20 protein-coding genes are annotated in these 17533 nt (G+C 68.8%); 7 read left to right on the top strand and 13 right to left on the bottom strand.

Annotation, left to right across the window (positions count from 1 at the left end; genetic code table 11):
• Nucleotides 1-51: 51 nt before the first annotated feature.
• Together IY716_RS03870 and IY716_RS03875 are read right to left on the bottom strand one after the other, a co-directional pair.
• Nucleotides 52-756, bottom strand: coding sequence for a class F sortase (locus IY716_RS03870; RefSeq protein ID WP_218220274.1), 705 nt, complete (start codon nt 754-756; stop codon nt 52-54).
• Nucleotide 757: 1 nt separating this feature from the next.
• Nucleotides 758-1582, bottom strand: a complete 825-nt coding sequence (locus IY716_RS03875) for a DUF4397 domain-containing protein (RefSeq protein ID WP_218220275.1) — start codon at nt 1580-1582, stop codon at nt 758-760.
• A 166-nt stretch (nt 1583-1748) separates the two neighbouring features.
• Between IY716_RS03875 and IY716_RS03880 the strand changes: the two genes are divergently transcribed.
• A complete protein-coding gene (locus IY716_RS03880) occupies nt 1749-2963 on the top strand; it encodes a heparan-alpha-glucosaminide N-acetyltransferase domain-containing protein (RefSeq protein WP_218220276.1) in 1215 nt (404 codons plus the stop codon).
• A 109-nt stretch (nt 2964-3072) separates the two neighbouring features.
• Here the strand turns inward: IY716_RS03880 and galK are convergent, their stop codons facing one another.
• Genes galK through IY716_RS03900 form a run of 4 tightly spaced genes read right to left on the bottom strand, consistent with a single transcriptional unit; the run spans nt 3073 to nt 7323 of the window.
• Nucleotides 3073-4254, bottom strand: coding sequence for a galactokinase (gene galK, locus IY716_RS03885; protein ID WP_218220277.1), 1182 nt, complete (start codon nt 4252-4254; stop codon nt 3073-3075).
• Nucleotides 4251-5264, bottom strand: coding sequence for a UDP-glucose 4-epimerase GalE (galE, locus tag IY716_RS03890; protein ID WP_218220278.1), 1014 nt, complete (start codon nt 5262-5264; stop codon nt 4251-4253). The genes galK and galE overlap by 4 nt, the downstream gene beginning before the upstream one ends.
• Nucleotides 5261-6442, bottom strand: a complete 1182-nt coding sequence (gene galT, locus IY716_RS03895) for a galactose-1-phosphate uridylyltransferase (protein WP_218220279.1) — start codon at nt 6440-6442, stop codon at nt 5261-5263. Before galT ends, galE begins: the two co-directional genes overlap by 4 nt.
• Nucleotides 6442-7323: a DeoR/GlpR family DNA-binding transcription regulator gene (locus tag IY716_RS03900; protein WP_218220280.1), complete on the bottom strand. Its 882-nt coding sequence runs from the start codon at nt 7321-7323 to the stop codon at nt 6442-6444. Before IY716_RS03900 ends, galT begins: the two co-directional genes overlap by 1 nt.
• A gap of 179 nt (nt 7324-7502) precedes the next feature.
• On the opposite strand from IY716_RS03900, the gene dapB reads away from it, so the two are divergent.
• Both dapB and IY716_RS03910 read left to right on the top strand, forming a co-directional pair.
• Nucleotides 7503-8264, top strand: a complete 762-nt coding sequence (gene dapB, locus IY716_RS03905) for a 4-hydroxy-tetrahydrodipicolinate reductase (protein ID WP_218220281.1) — start codon at nt 7503-7505, stop codon at nt 8262-8264.
• Nucleotides 8265-8269: 5 nt separating this feature from the next.
• Nucleotides 8270-8722: a hypothetical protein gene (locus IY716_RS03910; RefSeq protein WP_218220282.1), complete on the top strand. Its 453-nt coding sequence runs from the start codon at nt 8270-8272 to the stop codon at nt 8720-8722.
• A 78-nt stretch (nt 8723-8800) separates the two neighbouring features.
• On the opposite strand, the gene IY716_RS03915 is transcribed toward IY716_RS03910, so the two are convergent.
• Genes IY716_RS03915 through glp form a run of 4 tightly spaced genes read right to left on the bottom strand, consistent with a single transcriptional unit; the run spans nt 8801 to nt 11719 of the window.
• Nucleotides 8801-9289 carry a molybdenum cofactor biosynthesis protein MoaE gene (locus IY716_RS03915; RefSeq protein ID WP_218220283.1) on the bottom strand — a complete coding sequence of 163 codons (489 nt, stop codon included), beginning with the start codon at nt 9287-9289 and terminating at the stop codon, nt 8801-8803.
• Nucleotides 9286-9834 carry a MogA/MoaB family molybdenum cofactor biosynthesis protein gene (locus IY716_RS03920; RefSeq protein ID WP_218220284.1) on the bottom strand — a complete coding sequence of 183 codons (549 nt, stop codon included), beginning with the start codon at nt 9832-9834 and terminating at the stop codon, nt 9286-9288. Before IY716_RS03920 ends, IY716_RS03915 begins: the two co-directional genes overlap by 4 nt.
• The gene (gene moaC / locus IY716_RS03925) at nt 9831-10379 is read right to left on the bottom strand and encodes a cyclic pyranopterin monophosphate synthase MoaC (protein ID WP_218220285.1); all 549 of its coding nucleotides are present in this window, start codon (nt 10377-10379) and stop codon (nt 9831-9833) included. The genes IY716_RS03920 and moaC overlap by 4 nt, the downstream gene beginning before the upstream one ends.
• A complete protein-coding gene (glp, locus tag IY716_RS03930) occupies nt 10376-11719 on the bottom strand; it encodes a gephyrin-like molybdotransferase Glp (protein WP_218220286.1) in 1344 nt (447 codons plus the stop codon). Before glp ends, moaC begins: the two co-directional genes overlap by 4 nt.
• A gap of 142 nt (nt 11720-11861) precedes the next feature.
• On the opposite strand from glp, the gene moaA reads away from it, so the two are divergent.
• The 3 genes from moaA (at nt 11862) to IY716_RS03945 (ending at nt 13968) form a co-directional block, all read left to right on the top strand.
• On the top strand, nt 11862-12992 hold the full coding sequence (gene moaA, locus IY716_RS03935; protein WP_218221392.1) for a GTP 3',8-cyclase MoaA: 1131 nt from the start codon (nt 11862-11864) through the stop codon (nt 12990-12992).
• A gap of 5 nt (nt 12993-12997) precedes the next feature.
• The gene (locus tag IY716_RS03940; protein WP_255316417.1) at nt 12998-13456 is read left to right on the top strand and encodes a MoaD/ThiS family protein; all 459 of its coding nucleotides are present in this window, start codon (nt 12998-13000) and stop codon (nt 13454-13456) included.
• A 146-nt stretch (nt 13457-13602) separates the two neighbouring features.
• Entirely contained in the window at nt 13603-13968 is a 366-nt protein-coding gene (locus IY716_RS03945; RefSeq protein ID WP_218220287.1) for a nuclear transport factor 2 family protein, read from the top strand.
• On the opposite strand, the gene IY716_RS03950 is transcribed toward IY716_RS03945, so the two are convergent.
• The 3 genes from IY716_RS03950 to IY716_RS03960 form a co-directional block, all read right to left on the bottom strand.
• Entirely contained in the window at nt 13958-14470 is a 513-nt protein-coding gene (locus IY716_RS03950; protein ID WP_218220288.1) for a hypothetical protein, read from the bottom strand. The two genes, IY716_RS03945 and IY716_RS03950, sit on opposite strands and share 11 nt — an antisense overlap.
• 6 nt (nt 14471-14476) lie before the next feature.
• Nucleotides 14477-15778: a pitrilysin family protein gene (locus IY716_RS03955; RefSeq protein WP_218220289.1), complete on the bottom strand. Its 1302-nt coding sequence runs from the start codon at nt 15776-15778 to the stop codon at nt 14477-14479.
• A gap of 132 nt (nt 15779-15910) precedes the next feature.
• On the bottom strand, nt 15911-16342 hold the full coding sequence (locus tag IY716_RS03960; RefSeq protein WP_218220290.1) for an Lrp/AsnC family transcriptional regulator: 432 nt from the start codon (nt 16340-16342) through the stop codon (nt 15911-15913).
• 162 nt (nt 16343-16504) lie between these two features.
• Between IY716_RS03960 and IY716_RS03965 the strand changes: the two genes are divergently transcribed.
• Nucleotides 16505-17533, top strand: coding sequence for an ornithine cyclodeaminase (locus IY716_RS03965; RefSeq protein ID WP_218220291.1), 1029 nt, complete (start codon nt 16505-16507; stop codon nt 17531-17533).

Below are 17533 nucleotides of genomic sequence, written 5' to 3' on the forward strand. Positions count from 1 at the left end.
CCTCGGTCGGGGAACGGTTTCACACTCGGCGCGGACACGGTCCTCGACCGTTCAGTCCGCAGGTTCAGCAACCACGATGATGTTGTCAGCATAGCTGTTTCGCTCAGGAATCCACTGACCTCCGCAGGTGATCAGCACCAGACGATGCTGACCCGCTCGGTCGAAGTATGGAGCAAAGTCCAGCCCGTCCTTGCCGAGCTGCTCGACCTCGGTGACCGCGTAGCGGTGTTCCTCCCCGGACTCGTCGAGGACGGTGATCTCCTCCCCGGGGCGAGCATCCTTGAGCGCATACAGCGGTCCGATCGGAGTCTCCTCAGAACCAGCATGGGCTGAGATGACAGTGGTGCCGACGTCGTCGGCCGGTGCCTTGCCGTATTGGTACCAGGCAGCCTGGGCGGCGTCGTCGGGGATATCCATCTGCCCGTCGCTGGCCACGCCGCGCGGCTGCACCGGCAGCTCGGCGTCAATCCCCGGGTAACGAACCTCCACCGGTTCCGGGGCCTCCTGAGCCCTGCCCAGCTCGGCCGAGCGGACCTGCACCTCGGAGCCGTCCAACCCTGCGGAGGAGTCCGCCTGACCGGGGGCCTCCGGCGCCCTGAACGCCGAAGGCCCCGCAGAATCATCAGGTGCGGACATCTCCGCCGTCGGCTCATTCCCGGAGCCTCCCGCGCAGCCGGAGACCGCCAGCGCGGCGATCACCGCCAGGCTCAGGACGCGCGGATGACCCCGGGATGGGCCGCGACGGGTGGTGCTCATCTCAGGCGCGGCTCTTCGCGCGAGCGCCGAAGGCCACAGCGCCGACGCCTGCCAGGGCCAGCACGCCGAGACCAGCGATCCAGCCCGTGGAGGACTGTGCGGCGGGAACCTCGTAGTTGCCGGTCGGGACACCGTCCGGCGAGGAGTGCATGCCCTCGACGGTCTGGGTGGCCAGGGCGAGGTTTCCGTTCTCCGCCGAGCCCCACGCGTAGACGATGGTGGAGGCACCCTCAGCGACTGCCACATCGGCGGGACCGATGACGGGATCAGACTCGCCGGTCAGTGAGACCGCGGCCTCGAGGGTGCCGGCGGGCAGCTCCAGGCTGGCCTCATCGGGGTTCGCGAGCGCCTCGACGGCGACCTCCCCGTTGGCCCAGATGTCGACCTCGGGGGCAGCGGCCAGGTGACGAACGGTCAGTCGACCCTCACCGGCTGCCAGCTCCGAGGTGTCGTTCTCGAACGGGGTCACGGTGGGCTGGCCGTCAGCGTCCAGATGGGCCGCGGCGGTGTAGTTCACACCCTCCTCGAGGGTCAGATCCACCGGTCCGAGAACCGGCTCGGAGTCATCCTCAGCGTCGGCGGCGGTGATGGCGACCTCGTAGTCCCCGCCGGGCAGCTCCAGCGGTCCGGCCAGGTCGCCGGGGGCGAAATCATCGAGGGTCAGTTCACCGTTGACGTAGACGTCCACGGGAAGGTCCGGCACGGCGTGCAGCACGGACAGATGCGCGGAGGCACCCTCGTGTGAATCGGCGTAGGCCGGGGCTGCGGATCCGGCGATGGCCAGACCCACAACTGCGGTGGTTGCTAGGGGCAGTGACTTACGCATGACGTTGCCTCTCCTGGTTCCTCAAGCAGTGATTGTGATCACGTGTTGTGCTCACACCAGGACTACCGCCGGGGACGGTGAAAGGTTGCAGGGACCGGGAAGTTTTTTTCAGGTTCCATGTCAGGTGATCTCCGGCCGACGCACAGGAGGCAGTAGCGTACGGTCTGTGATCACAGCCGGCACCGCCTCCGCACGTACCCGTCGCATCTCGGGAGTCGACGCCGCCCGCGGCCTCGCACTGCTGGGGATGATGACCGTCCACGTGCTGCCCACCATCTCCGAGCCCGGCCACGAGGCCACCTGGGCGGGGCTGCTCTTCACGGGCCGCCCCTCAGCCCTCTTCGCGCTGCTGGCAGGTGTCGGCCTGGCGCTGCTCAGCGGCGGCGCCGGACGGGCGCACTCCAAGACGCAGCTGGCCGGGGACCGCAAGGCCATCGCCGTGCGGGCGGTGATCGTGGTGGTCATCGGGCTGCTCGTCGCACACCTGGACTCTGGCGTGGCGATCATCCTGGTCCACTACGGGCTGCTGTTCCTGCTCGCGATCCCGTTCCTGCGCCTGGGCGCGGTCCCGCTGTTCGCCCTGGCGGGTCTCTGGGTGGCCGCCGCCCCGGTGGCGTATTGGTGGCTGCACAATGATCTGCGTGACAGCCTCACCCAGTTCCCCGACACCTGGAGACTGTGGCACTCCCCCTCGCTGACCGACCTCGCGGACCCCGGTCTGATGGGCATGGATCTCGCGCTGACCGGGTATTACCCGCTCTTGATCTGGCCCGCGTACCTCTTCGCCGGCATGGCCATCGGCCGGTTGAAGCTGCAGCGCACGAGCACCGCGCTCAGACTCGCGGGCACGGGCCTGGCCCTGGCGCTGATCAGCTATGGCGTCCACCTGTGGATGCTCTTCCAGTCCGAATTCATCACCGAACTGGCGGGCCGCTATGGCTGGTCCACCGCGGAGCTGCGCGCCGAGCTGCTGGCCGGCACGTATCAGGTGCCCCTGGTGACCGAGAACGCCTGGTTCCTGCTCGCCACCCCGCATCAGGGCTCCACCATGGACCTGATCCACACCCTGGGCACCTCGATGCTGGTGCTCGGGATGTGCCTGCTCATCGCGGAGAAGCTGCGCTGGCTGCTGGCTCCGCTGATCGGCGCCGGAGCCATGCCGCTGACCCTGTATGTGGGCCACCTGGTGGTGCTGCACTACTGGAACGGGGCTCAGGTGCCGGAGTTCATGACCTTCCTGGCGCAGTATTCCGCCACACAGATGCTCATGATCCTGATCCTGGGGGCGCTGGCGGCGGGTCTGCTGCGGTTCCTGCTGCGCCGACGCGGCCCCTTGGAGGCGCTCACCCACGCAGCCGGCAACGCCGTCGCCCGCCGCTGAGGTTCCTCCCGCCGCGTTTTACCCCGCCCTCCGTGGAATACCTCCGCGACGGTGGGCCCGGTAAACCACGGACGCGGGGGTAAAACGCTGGGGTCTGGGAGGGGCGGGGTCAGCTGAGTCGGCGGGCGCCCGCGGAGGGCTGAGCGAGGAAACCGGTGGGCTCGGTGAAGCCGTGCCGACGGGCGTTCTCCTGCACGGCGCCGAGCAGCCCCTCGAAGGAGTCGGCGTCGATCAGCGCGATCACGCAGCCGCCGAAGCCCCCGCCCACCTGTCGGGCTCCCAGCGCGGGCTGGGCTCCATGATCCTGGTGCGGGGCCATCAGCGTCTCGACCAGCGTGTCGGTCTCCGGGACCGTGATCTCAAAGTCATCGCGCTGCGAAGCATGGGAGGCACTGAGGATCTCACCGAGCTCGGCGTAGGCGCCGATGCTCAGCGCTTCGCGAGCCGCAAGCACGCGGGTGTTCTCGGTGAGCACGTGGCGGACCCGGCGCAGGATGACCGGGTCCTCAAGCCGAGCGGACAGCTCCTCCGGCGCGACGCCGTCGTCGTTGAGCTCGCGCAGACTCTCCAGACCCAGCTGCCGCGCTCCTGTCTCGCACTGGGAACGGCGAGCGGCGTACTCGCCGTCGACCAGCCGGTGTTCCGCCAGTGAATCGATGACCAGCAGCGCCAGCCCGTCCTGCGCCAGCATGAACGGGACGTGCTCGATCGCCATGCTCCGGGTGTCAAGCAGCAGCGCATGCTCGGCCTGCGCGGCGATCGACGCCATCTGATCCATGATTCCGCAGGGCATCCCGACAAAGTCGTTCTCCGCATGCTGTGCCAGCTGAGCAAGCTCGACGGCGGGAAGTCCGACGCCGGCCAGTTCGGTGGCAGCCAGGCCGACGGAGCATTCCAGGGCGGCCGAGGAGGACAGTCCCGCGCCGATCGGGACTTCCGAGTCGATGAGCAGGTCCATCCCCGGCAGCAGGTGCCCAGCCTGCTCGAGCGACCACAGCATCCCCGCGGCGTAGGCGGCCCAGCCCTCGACGACGCCGGGGCGCAGCCCATCCAGGCTGAACTCCGCGGTCTCACCGTTGAGCAGGGACCGGACATGCACGATCCGGTCGCCGCGGGTGGCGGCGGCGACCCGGCTGGTCTGTGGCAGTGCGAAGGGCAGCACGAAGCCACCGTTGTAGTCGGTGTGCTCCCCGATCAGGTTCACCCGCCCGGGGGCCGCCCAGATTCCGGCACTGTCCCGGCCGAAGACCTCCTGGAAGGCGTCGGAGAGCGCACGCGGTGCGGAGCTCATGCGGCGCCTCCGGTGGAGCTGATTGCGGAGGGGACAGAAGAGGTTTCGGAAGCGCCTCCCCGGGCGTCGCCGTCCAGCGCGTTCCACGCGTCGGCCACCATCTGGCGGACATCCCTGGTGGGCTGCCAGCCGAGGTCCTCCAGCGCTCGCTGTCCGGAGGCCACCAGCACGGCGGGGTCACCGGCCCGGCGAGGCTCTTCGACTGCGGGGACCTCGCGGCCCGTGACCTCACGGACGGCGTCGATGATCTCTCGCACCGAGGTGCCGGTGCCGGTGCCCAGGTTGTAGATCTCGTGGGTGCCCGGCGTGGCCGCCTTGAGTGCGCGCAGGTGCGCCTCGGCGAGGTCGCGCACGTGGATATAGTCGCGCACCGCCGTGCCGTCCTCGGTCGGGTAGTCGGTCCCGAAGATGCTTGCGCTCTCCTTCTCCCCCGCGGCGACCTTCAGCAGGTTCGGGATCAGGTGGGTCTCCGGGTCGTGGCGCTCGCGCAGCTCCCCGGAGGCACCGGCGACGTTGAAGTAGCGCAGGCTGATCGCCGCCAGGCCGTGAGCGTGCGCCTCGGCGGTGAGCATGTGATCGATCGCGAGCTTCGACGCGCCGTAGGGGTTGGTCGGCATGGTCTGATCGGTCTCGGAGATGCTGGCGCCGGCCGGCTCCCCGTAGACGGCTGCCGTGGAGGAGAACACCAGGCGGGGCACCCCGGCCTCGCGCATCGCGTCGATCAGGGCGAGGGTGGCCACGATATTGCCGTGCCAGTACCGCTCCGGGTGGGAGACCGATTCCCCGACCAGGGAGCGTGCGGCGAGGTGGACCACTCCGTCGAAGCTGGAGTCCAGGATGCGCCCCACCTGGTGCAGGTCGGCCTCATGCCAGATCGCTCCGCCGAGGATGGAATCGGCGTGGCCGGTGCTCAGGTTGTCCAGCACCTCTACGGTGTGGCCTTCGGCGAGCAGCTGCTGCACCACCACTGATCCGATGTATCCGGCGCCCCCGGTGACCAGCAGCTTCATCGTGTCTCCCCTGTCTGTGGTTCAGCGTCTGTCGAAGATTCAGCACCCAGGTCCACCAGCCGACGGGCCATGTCCTCAGGCGCGATGTCATTGATGAACACCCCCATGCCGGATTCCGAGCCGGCCAGGAACTTCAGCTTATTCTCCGCGCGCCGGATCGAGAACAGCTGCAGGTGCAGGCGCATCAGTCCGCGCTCCGCGGAGGCCGGGGCCTGCTGCCAGCCGGAGATATAGGGCAGCGGGCCGTCGAAGAGCCGGTCCCCGCGCTGAAGCAGGTCCAAGTAGAGCGCGGCGAAGTCTTCCCGCTCCGCATCGGTGAGTTCCGGGAGACGCTCCACCGCGCGATGCGGGTAGATGTGCAGCTCCACCGGCCAGCGCGCCCAGGCGGGGATGAACGCGGTCCAATGCTCGGTGCGCGCCACGATCCGCCGGCCGTCGGAGACCTCCGCGGCCAGGACGTCGGCGAAGAGGTCCGCTCCCCGGCGCTCCCGGTAGTCCGCGGCGGATTCCAGCAGGGCCCGGGTGCGCGGGGTGACGAACGGATAGCCGTAGATCTGCCCATGCGGATGGTGCAGGGTCACACCGATCTCCTCGCCGCGATTCTCGAAGCAGTAGACCTGCTCGACTCCGGGCTCTGCCAACATCGCTTCCGTGCGGTCCGCCCAGGCATCCACCACGGTGCGCATCCGCGCGGCACTGACCTGGGCCAGCTGGGAGGTGTGGTCATCGGTGAAGCAGACCACCTCGCATCGGCCCGAGCCGGGCTGGCGGATTCCTGCGGACTCGGCGGCCGCCGTCGTCGTGCTCAGGAAGTCGGCGGGAACCGGGATGTCGCCGCGGAAGGAGGGGAAGCGGTTCTCGAAGACGACGACGTCGTACTCGGCCTGCGGGACCTCGCTGGCGCGATCTTCCGTGGTCGGGCAGAGCGGGCATTGATCACTGGAGGGCAGGTGGGTGCGGTGCTGGCGAGCCGCGGCGATGGCCACCCATTCACGCAGCAGCGGGTCATAGCGCATCTCATTGCCACCCTCGGGGCGGGTGATCTCGCGTCGATCCTGGATGGTCCGGGTGCGCGGAACATCGTCGAAGAAGATGATCTCGCGGCCATCGGCGAGCTGCGCATGGGACTTATGCGCGCGCCGATGCGGGGTTTCGGGGACCTCGGGAGCGGTGGTCATCAGGATCTCCTGGTCTCAGTGGTCTCGGGTGTCTCGGCGAGGGTCAGCGTCAGCTGCTCGCGCAGCTCTGCGGCGGCGGCGTTCGGCAGCCCGGTGTCGCTGATCAGCGCGTCGATCTGTGGGAGCCGGGCGAAGGTGCCCAGGGCCGTGATGTTCCATTTGCTGTGATCAGCCAGCACGGCGGCGCGCGCCCCGGACTCCAGCAGGGTGCGGTTGGTCTCAGCCTCCTCGAGGTTTGGTGTGGTGAATCCCGCGGCGGCGGAGAAGCCGTGCGTGCCGAGAAAGACGAGGTCCAGGTGCAGGGAGCGCAGCGCCTGATTTGCGAGGGGGCCGACGAGCGCGTCGGAGGGCGTGCGCACCCCTCCGGTGAGGATCACCTTCGGGTCTGCCGCGCTGCTGGCCCGCTCGCCGACCTGCTCCCGAGCCCGCTCCCGGGCGTGGGTATCGGCCCGGGCGTCGGCGGCGCGGTGAAAGATCGCCGCGATCCGCGGCGAGTTGGTCACCACGGTGAGCTCGGGGACGCTGAGCAGGTGATGAGCCAGGGCCCAGGTGGTGGTCCCGGCCGAGAGCCCGACGGACATTCCCGGGGCGAGAAGCTCAGCCGCGGCCGCGGCGATGGCCTGCTTCTCGGGGAGCATCTGGTCAGATTTGGCCTCGAACCCGGGCTCCTCCGTGCGCCGCGCTGCCGCGGCGGCGCCGGCTGCGGGAGACACGGCCCCGCCGTGGACCTTGGCGATGAGCCCTGCCTCAGCGAGGTTCTCGAGATCGCGGCGGATGGTCATGTCGGAGACCTCGAAGCGAGTGGCCAGCTCCGAGACGCTGACCGCCCCGGCGCTGTCGAGCAGCGAGACGATCCCGGCGCGACGCTGAGCTGCGAGCATGGGACCTCCTCGGGACGCGCGGACCGGACGATCACATTCAAACACAAGTGAACACATTCCAACAGGCCATCCCCCGGCGTTTTACCCCTCCTTCCGTGGTTTACCGCCCCCGCCGTGAGCCCGGTAAACCACGCCCCACGGGGTAAAACGCAGAGTGGGGTGCGCGTTAGGCTGGGTTCATGAGCAATGCAGAGATTCGAGTCGCCGTGCTCGGCGCCGGTGGGCGCATGGGCCGCGAGGCCGTCGAGGCTGTGAAGAATGCACCGGACATGGAGCTGGTCGCGGCCCACGGTCGCAGCGACACCCTGGAAGAGATCCTCACGGCAGGTGCCACGCACATCGTGGACCTCACCGTGCCGGATGCCACCGAGGCCAATGTGCGCTTCGCCGTGGAACACGGGATCCACGCCGTGGTCGGGACCACCGGATGGGACGCCGATCGGCTGGAACGCCTCGAGCAGCTGCTGTCCGAACACCCCGAATCCGGCGTGCTGATCGCCCCGAACTTTGCGCTGGGCTCCGTGCTGGCCACGGCGTTCGCCGCCAAGGCCGCGCAGTACTTCGAGTCCGCGGAGGTCATCGAGCTCCACCACCCGCAGAAGGTCGACGCCCCTTCGGGCACCGCGGTGCGCACCGCGGAGCTGATGGGCGCGGCGCGGGAGGCCGCCGACGTCGCCCCCTCCCCTGATGCGACCGAGACCGCGCTCGACGGCGCTCGCGGCGCCGAGGTGGCCGGCATCCACGTGCATTCGGTCCGGCTGCGCGGCCTGGTCGCCCACCAAGAGGTGCTGCTGGGCTCCGCCGGGGAGCAGCTGAGCATCCGCCACGACTCCTTCGACCGTGCCTCGTTCATGCCCGGCGTACTGCTCGGACTGCGCACCGTGGGATCGCGACCCGGCTTGACCCACGGACTCGACGGCTACCTGGACCTGGGGCTGTAGGGCCGATGAAGGCAAAATTTTGGACCGGGCTGGTCATTGCGCTGCTGGCCATCATGCTGGTCGGCGCGGCGGCCTCCGCCTGGCGATTCCTCCGGGTGGACGACCTCGCCGCGCAGCTGATCGGCGCCGGCGCCATGCTGATCGTGGCGCTGGGCGTGTGGGTGCTGGGACGCGAGCTGCTCTTCGGCATCGGCACCGAGCGGCTGGGCCGTCGGCTGGAGGCCGAGGGCGGACTGCCCGAGGACACGGTGGAACGCTCGGCCGGTGGCCGCGCGAACCGCGAGCAGGCCGACGAACAGTTCAAGACCTACGCCGCAGAGGCCCAGGCCGCGCCGGAGGACTGGCGCTCCTGGTTCCGGCTCTCCATCGCGTATGACACCGCCGGAGACCGGGTGCGGGCGCGCAAGATGATGCGCAAGGCCATCGCTATGGAGAAGTCCGCCCGCGCCGCTCACTGACCTGCAAGCGGCACCGGCCGCTCCGCCTCCCGCGATCCCTGCGGCCTCCCTCGGCCTCCTGCGAACTTCCGTGGGGGTCTAGCTGCCGACCCACTCCCGGGTGCCGTCGGAGAAGAACTGTTCCTTCCAGATCGGCACCTGGTCCTTGGTCTGCTCCACCAGCTCGGCGCAGGCCTGGAACGCCTCAGCGCGGTGCGCCGAGGCCACGGCCGCGACGAGCGCGTGATCGCCTATCTCCAGCTGACCCACCCGGTGGGCCACCCAGACCCGCACGGTCGGGAATCGCGCGGCGACGTCCACGGCCACCTGCGCGATCGCCTCGGCGGCAGACGGGTGCGCGGTATAGCTGAGCCGGTCCACAGGCCGACCGTGATCGTGATTGCGCACGATCCCGGAGAAGCCGACGACGGCGCCCGCCCGGTCCGCCCAGACCTCCACCTCGGCCTGGGTCAGGCTCAGCGGTTGGTCACTGAGCTCGGCCTGGATCACTCGTTCCTGCGGAAACTCGAAGGGCTCATCGGCGGAGAGTCCCGCCTGGTTCAGGGACTGTGGACCGTCTGCGCTCATGAGTCGCTGCCCCAGGAGTCGTGATCGCGGATGTCGGAGACCTGATCGCAGAGGTGTGGCAGCAGCTGCACGAGCACCTCCATGCCTTCGCGCACGGCCTTGGGCGAGCCCGGAAGGTTCACGATGACCGTCTTGCCGGTCACCCCAGCTACTCCCCGGCTCAGCGCGGCCAGCGGATTCTTCGACTGCCCATGGGCGCGCACGGCCTCCATGATGCCCGGGATCTCCTTGTCCAAGAGTGGTTTGGTGAACTCCGGGGTCAGGTCATCTGGGGTGAGGCCGGTGCCGCCGGAGGTGATGATCACTGCCGGTTCGATCTGCACCAGCAGTTCGGAAAGGGCCGCGAGCACGCCTTCGCCGTCGGGGATGATCACCGGCGGCCTCGCGAAGAAGCCGATCGTCTGCGCGAGCTCGGCGATGACCGGCGCGGAACGATCTTCGGTGACGCCGGTGGCCGCCCGGGTGGAGACGATCACGGGAGCGATCATGCGAGAGGTCTCGGCGTCGGAGTAGTCGGTCTTTCCCAGTTCCGGGGTGTCAGTCATCCAGTCTCCGTCTCAGTCCTGGTCCATTCGCCGCTTCTGCCCCCTGCTTTGAAGAGGACCTTCTGGTCGGTGATCACGGCGGCCTTGTCCACGGCCTTGACCATGTCGTACAAAGTCAACGCCGCCACTGCCGCCGCGGTCAATGCTTCGATCTCCACCCCGGTGCGTGAGGTGGTCTTCACCTCGGTGGTGATGAGCACCGATCCCGGTGCGGGGGCATCGACCTCAAGGTCGACGGTCACCTTCGCCACGGGCAGCGGGTGGCACAGCGGCACCAGCTCGGGCGTCTTCTTCGCCGCCATGATGCCTGCGATCCGGGCGGTGGCCAGGGCATCTCCCTTGGGCAAACCGTCGGCGGCCAGCAGGGCGGTGACGCTGGTGGTCGTGGTGAGCACTGCCTGCGCGCGCGCCACCCGGGAGGTGATCTCCTTGCCGGAGACATCGACCATGTGCGCGCTGCCGTCTCCTCGGACATGGGTCAGCTGCTGCGCGCCGTCGTCGTGTTCGCCGGTGGGCTCCACCGGCTGCGGGTGGGACGCGCTCATCGGGTGCCCACTCCCCGGCCCGTGATCAGCACTGCCTGCCGTTCCGAGCCGGCGGGAACCTCGACGTCGTCCTCGGGCAGCTCCAGCAGCGCGTCCGCGCGGGCCAGATGGCCGAGCAGATGCGAGCCCGGGCCGCCTTCGAGCGCCACGGTGGGCACGCCGCCTGCCTCGGCCGCCGCGTCATCGAGGATGCGCACCCGACGGAACTGCCGCACACCCTGCGGGGAGCTGATGTCCTCCACGGTGCGCACCGTGATGCGGCGCGGTGGTGCACAGTTGGGGTCCACCGCTGCCAGCGCGGGACGCACCAGGGTTTCCATGCTGACGGCGGAGGAGACGGGGTTTCCGGGCAGCGCGATCACTGCAATGGGTGCGTGGGGGTCCTCCTGCTGGGAACGCCAGTGCAGCAGCCCCCGGCCTTCGAGGTCGCCTTCGAGCAGGCCCCAGCCCTGGGGGCCGCCGGGCTGCTGGGCCACGGTGCCGAAGGAGATGCCACGGTTGCCCAGGCCCTGGCGCACGACTTCGTAGGCGCCCTTGCTGATGCCGCCGGCGGTGATGATCAGGTGCGGGTGGTGCACGGCCACGAGTGCATCGAGCGCGTCGAGGAACCAGGCAGGGTCATCGGTGCCGACGCGAGAGGTCACGACCTGGTGACCGAAGGTCTCCAGCACGGCACCCAGCAGCGGGGTGTCCGCGTCGTAGAGCTGCCCGGGGCGCAGTTCGGAGCCGGGTCTGCGGATCTCATCACCGGTGGAGAGCACCAGGGTGCGGATGGGTTCGAGCACCTCGACCTCGGCGTAGCCGCAGGCGACGAGCACGGCCAGCTGGGCGGGGCTGATCACATCGCCGGGCTCGGCCAGCAGCTCACCGGCGGCGATGTCCGATCCGATGGCGCGGATGTAACGTCCGCGGGCGACGTCGGCCTCGCTCAGTCCGGTGAAATGGACTTCCTTCGCGCCGAAGCCCTCGGTGAACTCCACGGGGATGACCAGGTCTGCTCCGGCCGGAATCGGCGCGCCGGTCATCACCTCGAAGGCGGCACCGAGCGGCAGCAGCGCAGGCTCATTGCCGGCGGCGGTGGTGCCCGCCACGGGCAGCCTCGCCTCGCCGTCGCGCACAGTGAGATCGGCGGCGCGCAGCGCGAAGCCGTCCATCTGCGAGTTGTCGAACCCGGGAAGCGGGACCTCGGAGACCAGCCGTTCGGCGATGATCCGGCCGGCCACGCTGCCGGCGGAGATCTCCAGGGTTTCGGTGGCCCGGGCACCCAGCGCGGCACCCAGGACGTCTTTCAGGCGGCTGATGTGCTCTTCAACGGGCACGCGCGTAGTGGTCTCTGACATGGGGCCCAGTCTACGCGGAGCCCCTGACTTCTCCCGAGACAGCCAGCGGGGATCCAGCCGACGGGGATACGATGGCCGGATGCAGCAGGCTCAGCATGACCTCACCCCTGCTCCGGGCCATGCGGCGCCGGTGCAGCTGGGAATGCCGGCGCTGCGGAGCCAGGCCGACTCCAGCGATCGTCCGCCCACTGGGGCGACGGGTCCCGACACCACCGGACCTGATCCTTCGCGCGGGCTCATGGACTCCTTCGGCCGCCGGGCCACCGACCTGCGGATCTCGCTGATCGACAAGTGCAATCTGCGCTGCACCTACTGCATGCCGGCCGAGGGGCTCCCCTGGCTCAGCAAGGACCAGCTGCTTTCGGCCGCTGAGATCCGGCGTCTGGTCCACATCGGCGTGAACACGCTCGGCGTGCGAGAACTGCGCCTGACCGGTGGGGAGCCGCTTGTCCGCGCCGATCTGGTGGACATCATCGCGGGGCTCCGCGCAGACCACCCCGACCTGCCCATCGCCATGACCACCAACGCCATCGGTCTGGAGCGCAAGGCCGCAGCTCTCGCCGAGGCCGGGCTGACCCGGGTGAACATCTCCCTGGACTCGGTGCACCGAGAGACCTTCGCCCAGCTGACCCGTCGCGACTCCCTGGACAAGGTGCTGGTGGGCGTCGAGGCCGCGGCGGCCGCCGGACTGACTCCGCTGAAGATCAACGCCGTGCTGATGCGCGGGGTCAACGACGCCCAGGCCGCGGACCTGCTGGAATGGTCCGTGGCGCGTGGCTTCGAGCTGCGCTTCATCGAACAGATGCCACTCGACGGGGACCAGCAGTGGAAGGCCGAGGGCACCATCTCCGCCGCCGAGACCCGCGCGCTGCTCTCCGAGCGGTTCCGGCTCGCCCCGACCCAGGAGAACCGCGACGGCGCCCCGGCCGAGCGCTTCGATGTGTTCCCGCTGGACACCTTCCCCGGAGCGTCCGCAGAGACTGAGCCTCTCGGCCGCGTCGGCGTGATCGCCTCGGTGACCGAGCCCTTCTGCGGGGACTGCCGCCGCACCCGCCTGACCGCGGAGGGACGTGTGATGAGCTGCCTGTTCTCCAACGAGGAGTTCGACCTCATGCACCTACTGCGCGCCCCCGAGAGCACGGACGCGGACATCGCCCAGGCCTGGGCCGAGGCCATGTGGGTCAAGCCCGCCGCGCACGGCACCGACCGCCCCGGCTTCGACCTGGCAAGCTTCCACCGCCCCGACCGCTCCATGTCAGCCATCGGAGGCTGATCACCATGACCATCCAAGACCCCTCCGCCGCGCAGACCGCAGGCACCGCCGGTGACCCGGCTGGCGTCACCACAGGCACTGTCGCAGGCGTCGCGACCGGCGCCGAAAGCACACAAGGCCCGGCCAGCCAGCAGATCACCGTCCGGTTCTTCGCCGCCGCAGCCGAGGCCGCTGGTGCCGAACAGCTGCAGCTCCCGCTGCCCTCACCGCTCCCCTCCGAAGGTCTCGTCCTCGCCGACCTGATCGCAGATCTGCCACAGCTGGTGCGGGCGCAGACTTCCGGACGCACCGCGACCGACGACGTCGCCACCGCCTCGGACTCGGCCCCCTCCGCGGCGCCCAGCTTGGACCGGGTGTGTGCGCGCAGCTCGTTCCTGGTCAACGGGGTGCGTGCCCGGGCCGAGAGCACCGTCCTGAAGCCGGGCGACCAGCTGGACGTGTTGCCACCCTTCGCCGGAGGCTGAGCAGATCCTCAAGGGGGATCAACTCCTGACACGCGACGCAGCGGCGGAGTAGATTCCGGGCATGATCTGGACAGCTCGGTGACTTGGACAGCACGGTGAGTCGGAACAGGTGGCGACCTCGACATCACGGTGAGCCGGAGCCAGCGATGTCCCGCACCCCGCTGGAGACGGCCCTGGCGCAGTTCGCGGCCTATCGCGTCGGGGACATCCACGCGGCCCGCGTGCTGCTCGACGAGGACATGACCTTCACCTCCCCGCAGGATGACCACCTGGACAAGCTCACGTTCCTGGAGGTCTGCTTCCCCACGGCGGAGCAGTTCCTGCGTCAGGAGATCACTCTGGCGGTGGAGGTCTCCCCCGACACGGTGATGCTGCGCTACACGGCGCAGCGGGCGGGGCAGCCGCCGTTCAGCAATGTAGAGCTGCTGACCGTGGTCGAGGGGCACATCACCGAGATCCGGGTGTATTTCGGCGGGGTCGAGACCTCGCCTCCCTCCTCGACTAGCGATTGAGCTCCACCTCGGTCAGGGGGAGCACCTCACGGTCTGCCAGCGGGCCATCCAGCTCAACCGTCACGGAGACGTACCGCGCCTCCTGGGTGCAGGCTGAGTCGGTCGCATCGAGCAGCGTTCCGGAGATCGTCGCGACGCGGACTTCCTGATCATTCTCAGCGAGAACCGAGCGCACGCCGTAACAGGCAGGATTGCCGGTGTAGAACGCGAGCTGCAGCTCGGTCTCGGAGACCACGGTGTAGTCCTGCCAGGCGGAGAGGTGTTCGGCCACCATCTCCTCGGTCTCTTGGATCGGGTCAGGCATCAGATCCGGGGAGACTGCCGCGCCGTCGCTGGGACCCGGCGCCGCGGCGCCGTCGTCGGGGTGCACGGCAGCCGGCGGGCTGGTGGGCTCATCACCATCACCCGAACCTGCGCCGATCTCGCCGGGGTTCTCCGCGCAGGAGGACAGCGTGATCGCCGCGGCGGCGAGAGCCAACAGCGTCCTGCGCGCGCCGCGCATCGCGGCCTAGCTGGGTCCGACCACGGTGACAGCTCGCGGGGAGCTGGCCAGCCGGGCGGCGACCTTGCGCAGGTCCTCGGCGGTGATGGCGTCGATAGTCTCCAGCGTGTCGGAGATGTCCACGAACTCTCCACGCACCAGCTCCGCGCGGCCGAGCCTGGACATGCGCGAGGAGGTCTCCTCCATGCCCAGCACAGTGCCTCCGCGCAGCTGGCCCTTGGCTCGGGCGAGCTCCTCGGCGCTCACGTGGTCGGTGGCGATGCGCTCGAGTTCGGCGGCCATGACCTCGGTGACCTTCTCCACCTTGCTGGGAAGACACCCTGCGTAGAGGCCGAAGTAGCCGGCGTCGGTCATCGCCGAGGAGAAGGAGTAGGTGGAATAGGCCAGGCCGCGGCGTTCGCGGACCTCCTGGAACAGCCGGGAGGACATGCCGCCTCCCAGGACCGCGTGCATCACCGAGAGTGCGAAGCGGTCCTCGTCGGCGGCGGCCATGCCGCGTCCGCCGAGGATCACCTGCGACTGCTCCACGGGTTTGATGATGGTCTCGGTGCCGGCGCGGACTGGAATCTCGGTCTCCTGGCCGACCCGGCGCTCAGCCGGTGAACCTGCGACGCTCATGTCCCAGGCGGACTTGTCCAGAGCCTCAGCGATCAGCGAGACCACGTGGTCATGGTCGAGTCCGCCGGCGGCGGTGATGACCAGCTCATCGGGGCGGTACCAGCGCTGGTAGTGGTCGAAGACGTCGTCGCGGCTGGCGGCGTTGATCTCCTCGGGCGTGCCGCCGATGGGTCGACCCAGCGGGTGACCGTCCATGACCTGCTCGCCGAAGCGTTCGTGGACCACATCCTCGGGATCATCCTCGGCCATGGCGAGCTCTTCGAGGATGACCCCGCGCTCGATCTCCATCTCGGCCGGATCCAGCAGCGCGGAGGTGACGATGTCGGTGAGCACCTCGACTGCCATGGGCAGGTCGGTGTCGAGCACCCGGGCGTAGTAACAGGTGTGCTCTTTGCCGGTGGCGGCGTTGGACTCGCCGCCCACGCTGTCGAAGGCCGAGGCGATGTCCAGGGCGGAGCGGGTCTTGGTGCCCTTGAAGAGCAGGTGCTCCAGGAAGTGGGTGGAGCCGTGCTGGTGGGCGGCCTCGTCGCGGGAGCCCACGCCGATCCAGAACCCAAGGGTGACCGAGCGCTGGCCCGGCATCTCTTCGGTGAGCACGCGCACCCCGGAGGGCAGCACGGAGCGGCGGACGGTGGAGCCGGCGTCGTTGTTCAGGACGCCTTCGGTGTGGGGATCAATGGTGACGCGCATAGGCCCCCAGGTTACCCGGGCAGTTGAGTAACCCGGCATCAGCGTTAGGACCGGAAAGCCCAACCACCCGGGAGGATCGGGAGGAAAACGACGACGACGGCGCCCGTTCGCCTCCCAGCAGCGGGCCGAGCATCAGCGCACCACGGAGCTCAGCAGCAAGCTGGTCTCGCTGTTCACCACGCCCTTGATGCCACGGACCCGGCGCAGCACCTCATCGAAGTCGCGCAGGTTTTCACAGGAGATCTCCGCGACCAGGTCCCAGCCGCCATTCGTGGTGTGCAGGGCCATGATCTCCGGGAAGCCGCGAAGTTCCGCAATGACATGGTCGGTGGTGCGGCCCACCACCTCGATGAAGGAGATCGCGCGGACCTCCCCGGTCTCATTGTGATCATGGACCCGCACGCTGAACCCGACGATGACCCCTGCCGCCTTGAGCTTCTCGATCCGGCTGGTCACCGTGGCGCGCGCGACCCCGAGCTGTTCGGCCAGCGCCGCGACCGGGGCACGGCCGTCCTTGCGCAGCGCGGAGATCATACGGCGGTCAAGGTCGGTGAGGCGAGGCATGAACAACATGCTAACCGGAACCCGACAAACTGACACGTGAGTGGTCGAAACTTCAACAGAACTTCTCTTACATGTGCACATCGAGATTTCTAGGCTGAAGGGCATCAACCTGGCACGAGTCACGCGCCACTACCCGCACCACCAGCAGCAGAGGAGTTCGTCATGACGCAGTTCGTCGACGTGAAGAACATGGCCCGATGGATCCAGCGCGAGGGCGTGGAGCCCCTAATGACCGAGATGATCGGCTACCTCGAAGATGATTTCCGCCGCTGGGAGAGCTTCGACAAGATCCCGCGCATCGCCAGCCACACCCCCTTCGGCGTGATCGAGCTGATGCCCACCTCTGATCTGGAGACCTACGCCTTCAAGTACGTCAACGGGCACCCGCTGAACCCCTCCCGCGGATTCCAGACCGTCACCGCCTTCGGCATGCTCGCCGATGTCGACAACGGCTACCCCACGTTCATCGCGGAGATGACACTGCTCACCGCGCTGCGCACTGCGGCCACCTCGGCGATGACCGCCAAGGCCCTGGCGCGGAAAGACTCCACCCGGATGGCCCTGATCGGCGCCGGTTCGCAGGCCGAGTTCCAGGCTCTGGCCTTCCGCTCCGCGCTGGGAATCGAAGACCTGCAGGTCTTCGACGTGGATCCCGCGGCAGTGGAGAAGCTGCGTCGAAACCTGGAGCCGCTGGGCTTCCGCGTGCTTGCGGCGCGCTCCACCGATGAGGCGGTGGCCGGGGCGGACATCATCACCACCTGCACCGCCGACAAAGCGCAGAACACCATCCTGAGCTCCGCGCAGGTCTCCCCCGGCGTGCACCTCAACGCCGTGGGCGGGGACTGCCCCGGCAAGACCGAGCTGGACGCGGAGATCCTGCGCCGCGGCCGGGTCTTTGTGGAGTACCCCGAGCAGACTCGGATCGAGGGCGAGATCCAGCAGATGGAGGCCGACTTCCCCGTGGTCGAGTTCTGGAAGGTGCTCACCGGCGAAGAGGCTGGACGGCAGTCGGAGGAGCAGATCACCATCTTCGACTCGGTGGGCTTCGCCATCGCCGATCTCTCCGCGCTGCGCTTCGTCCGCGACGCCACCGCCGGAACCGACCTGCAGACCACGCTGGACCTCGTGGCCGACCCCGAAGACCCGAAGGATCTGTTCTCGCTGGTCAGTTCGATGAAGCCGGTGGGGTGA

This window comes from Nesterenkonia sp. Act20 (assembly GCF_019173455.1).
GTDB lineage: Bacteria > Actinomycetota > Actinomycetes > Actinomycetales > Micrococcaceae > Nesterenkonia.

Coding starts and splice junctions, on each gene's coding strand:
- IY716_RS03870 (WP_218220274.1), bottom strand. CDS start 756: ATGAGCACCACCCGTCGCGGCCCATCCCGGGGTCATCCGCGCGTCCTG.
- IY716_RS03875 (WP_218220275.1), bottom strand. CDS start 1,582: ATGCGTAAGTCACTGCCCCTAGCAACCACCGCAGTTGTGGGTCTGGCC.
- galK (WP_218220277.1), bottom strand. CDS start 4,254: ATGAGCTCCGCACCGCGTGCGCTCTCCGACGCCTTCCAGGAGGTCTTC.
- galE (WP_218220278.1), bottom strand. CDS start 5,264: ATGAAGCTGCTGGTCACCGGGGGCGCCGGATACATCGGATCAGTGGTG.
- galT (WP_218220279.1), bottom strand. CDS start 6,442: ATGACCACCGCTCCCGAGGTCCCCGAAACCCCGCATCGGCGCGCGCAT.
- IY716_RS03900 (WP_218220280.1), bottom strand. CDS start 7,323: ATGCTCGCAGCTCAGCGTCGCGCCGGGATCGTCTCGCTGCTCGACAGC.
- dapB (WP_218220281.1), top strand. CDS start 7,503: ATGAGCAATGCAGAGATTCGAGTCGCCGTGCTCGGCGCCGGTGGGCGC.
- IY716_RS03910 (WP_218220282.1), top strand. CDS start 8,270: ATGAAGGCAAAATTTTGGACCGGGCTGGTCATTGCGCTGCTGGCCATC.
- IY716_RS03915 (WP_218220283.1), bottom strand. CDS start 9,289: ATGAGCGCAGACGGTCCACAGTCCCTGAACCAGGCGGGACTCTCCGCC.
- IY716_RS03920 (WP_218220284.1), bottom strand. CDS start 9,834: ATGACTGACACCCCGGAACTGGGAAAGACCGACTACTCCGACGCCGAG.
- moaC (WP_218220285.1), bottom strand. CDS start 10,379: ATGAGCGCGTCCCACCCGCAGCCGGTGGAGCCCACCGGCGAACACGAC.
- glp (WP_218220286.1), bottom strand. CDS start 11,719: ATGTCAGAGACCACTACGCGCGTGCCCGTTGAAGAGCACATCAGCCGC.
- moaA (WP_218221392.1), top strand. CDS start 11,862: ATGCCGGCGCTGCGGAGCCAGGCCGACTCCAGCGATCGTCCGCCCACT.
- IY716_RS03940 (WP_255316417.1), top strand. CDS start 12,998: ATGACCATCCAAGACCCCTCCGCCGCGCAGACCGCAGGCACCGCCGGT.
- IY716_RS03945 (WP_218220287.1), top strand. CDS start 13,603: ATGTCCCGCACCCCGCTGGAGACGGCCCTGGCGCAGTTCGCGGCCTAT.
- IY716_RS03950 (WP_218220288.1), bottom strand. CDS start 14,470: ATGCGCGGCGCGCGCAGGACGCTGTTGGCTCTCGCCGCCGCGGCGATC.
- IY716_RS03955 (WP_218220289.1), bottom strand. CDS start 15,778: ATGCGCGTCACCATTGATCCCCACACCGAAGGCGTCCTGAACAACGAC.
- IY716_RS03960 (WP_218220290.1), bottom strand. CDS start 16,342: ATGCCTCGCCTCACCGACCTTGACCGCCGTATGATCTCCGCGCTGCGC.
- IY716_RS03965 (WP_218220291.1), top strand. CDS start 16,505: ATGACGCAGTTCGTCGACGTGAAGAACATGGCCCGATGGATCCAGCGC.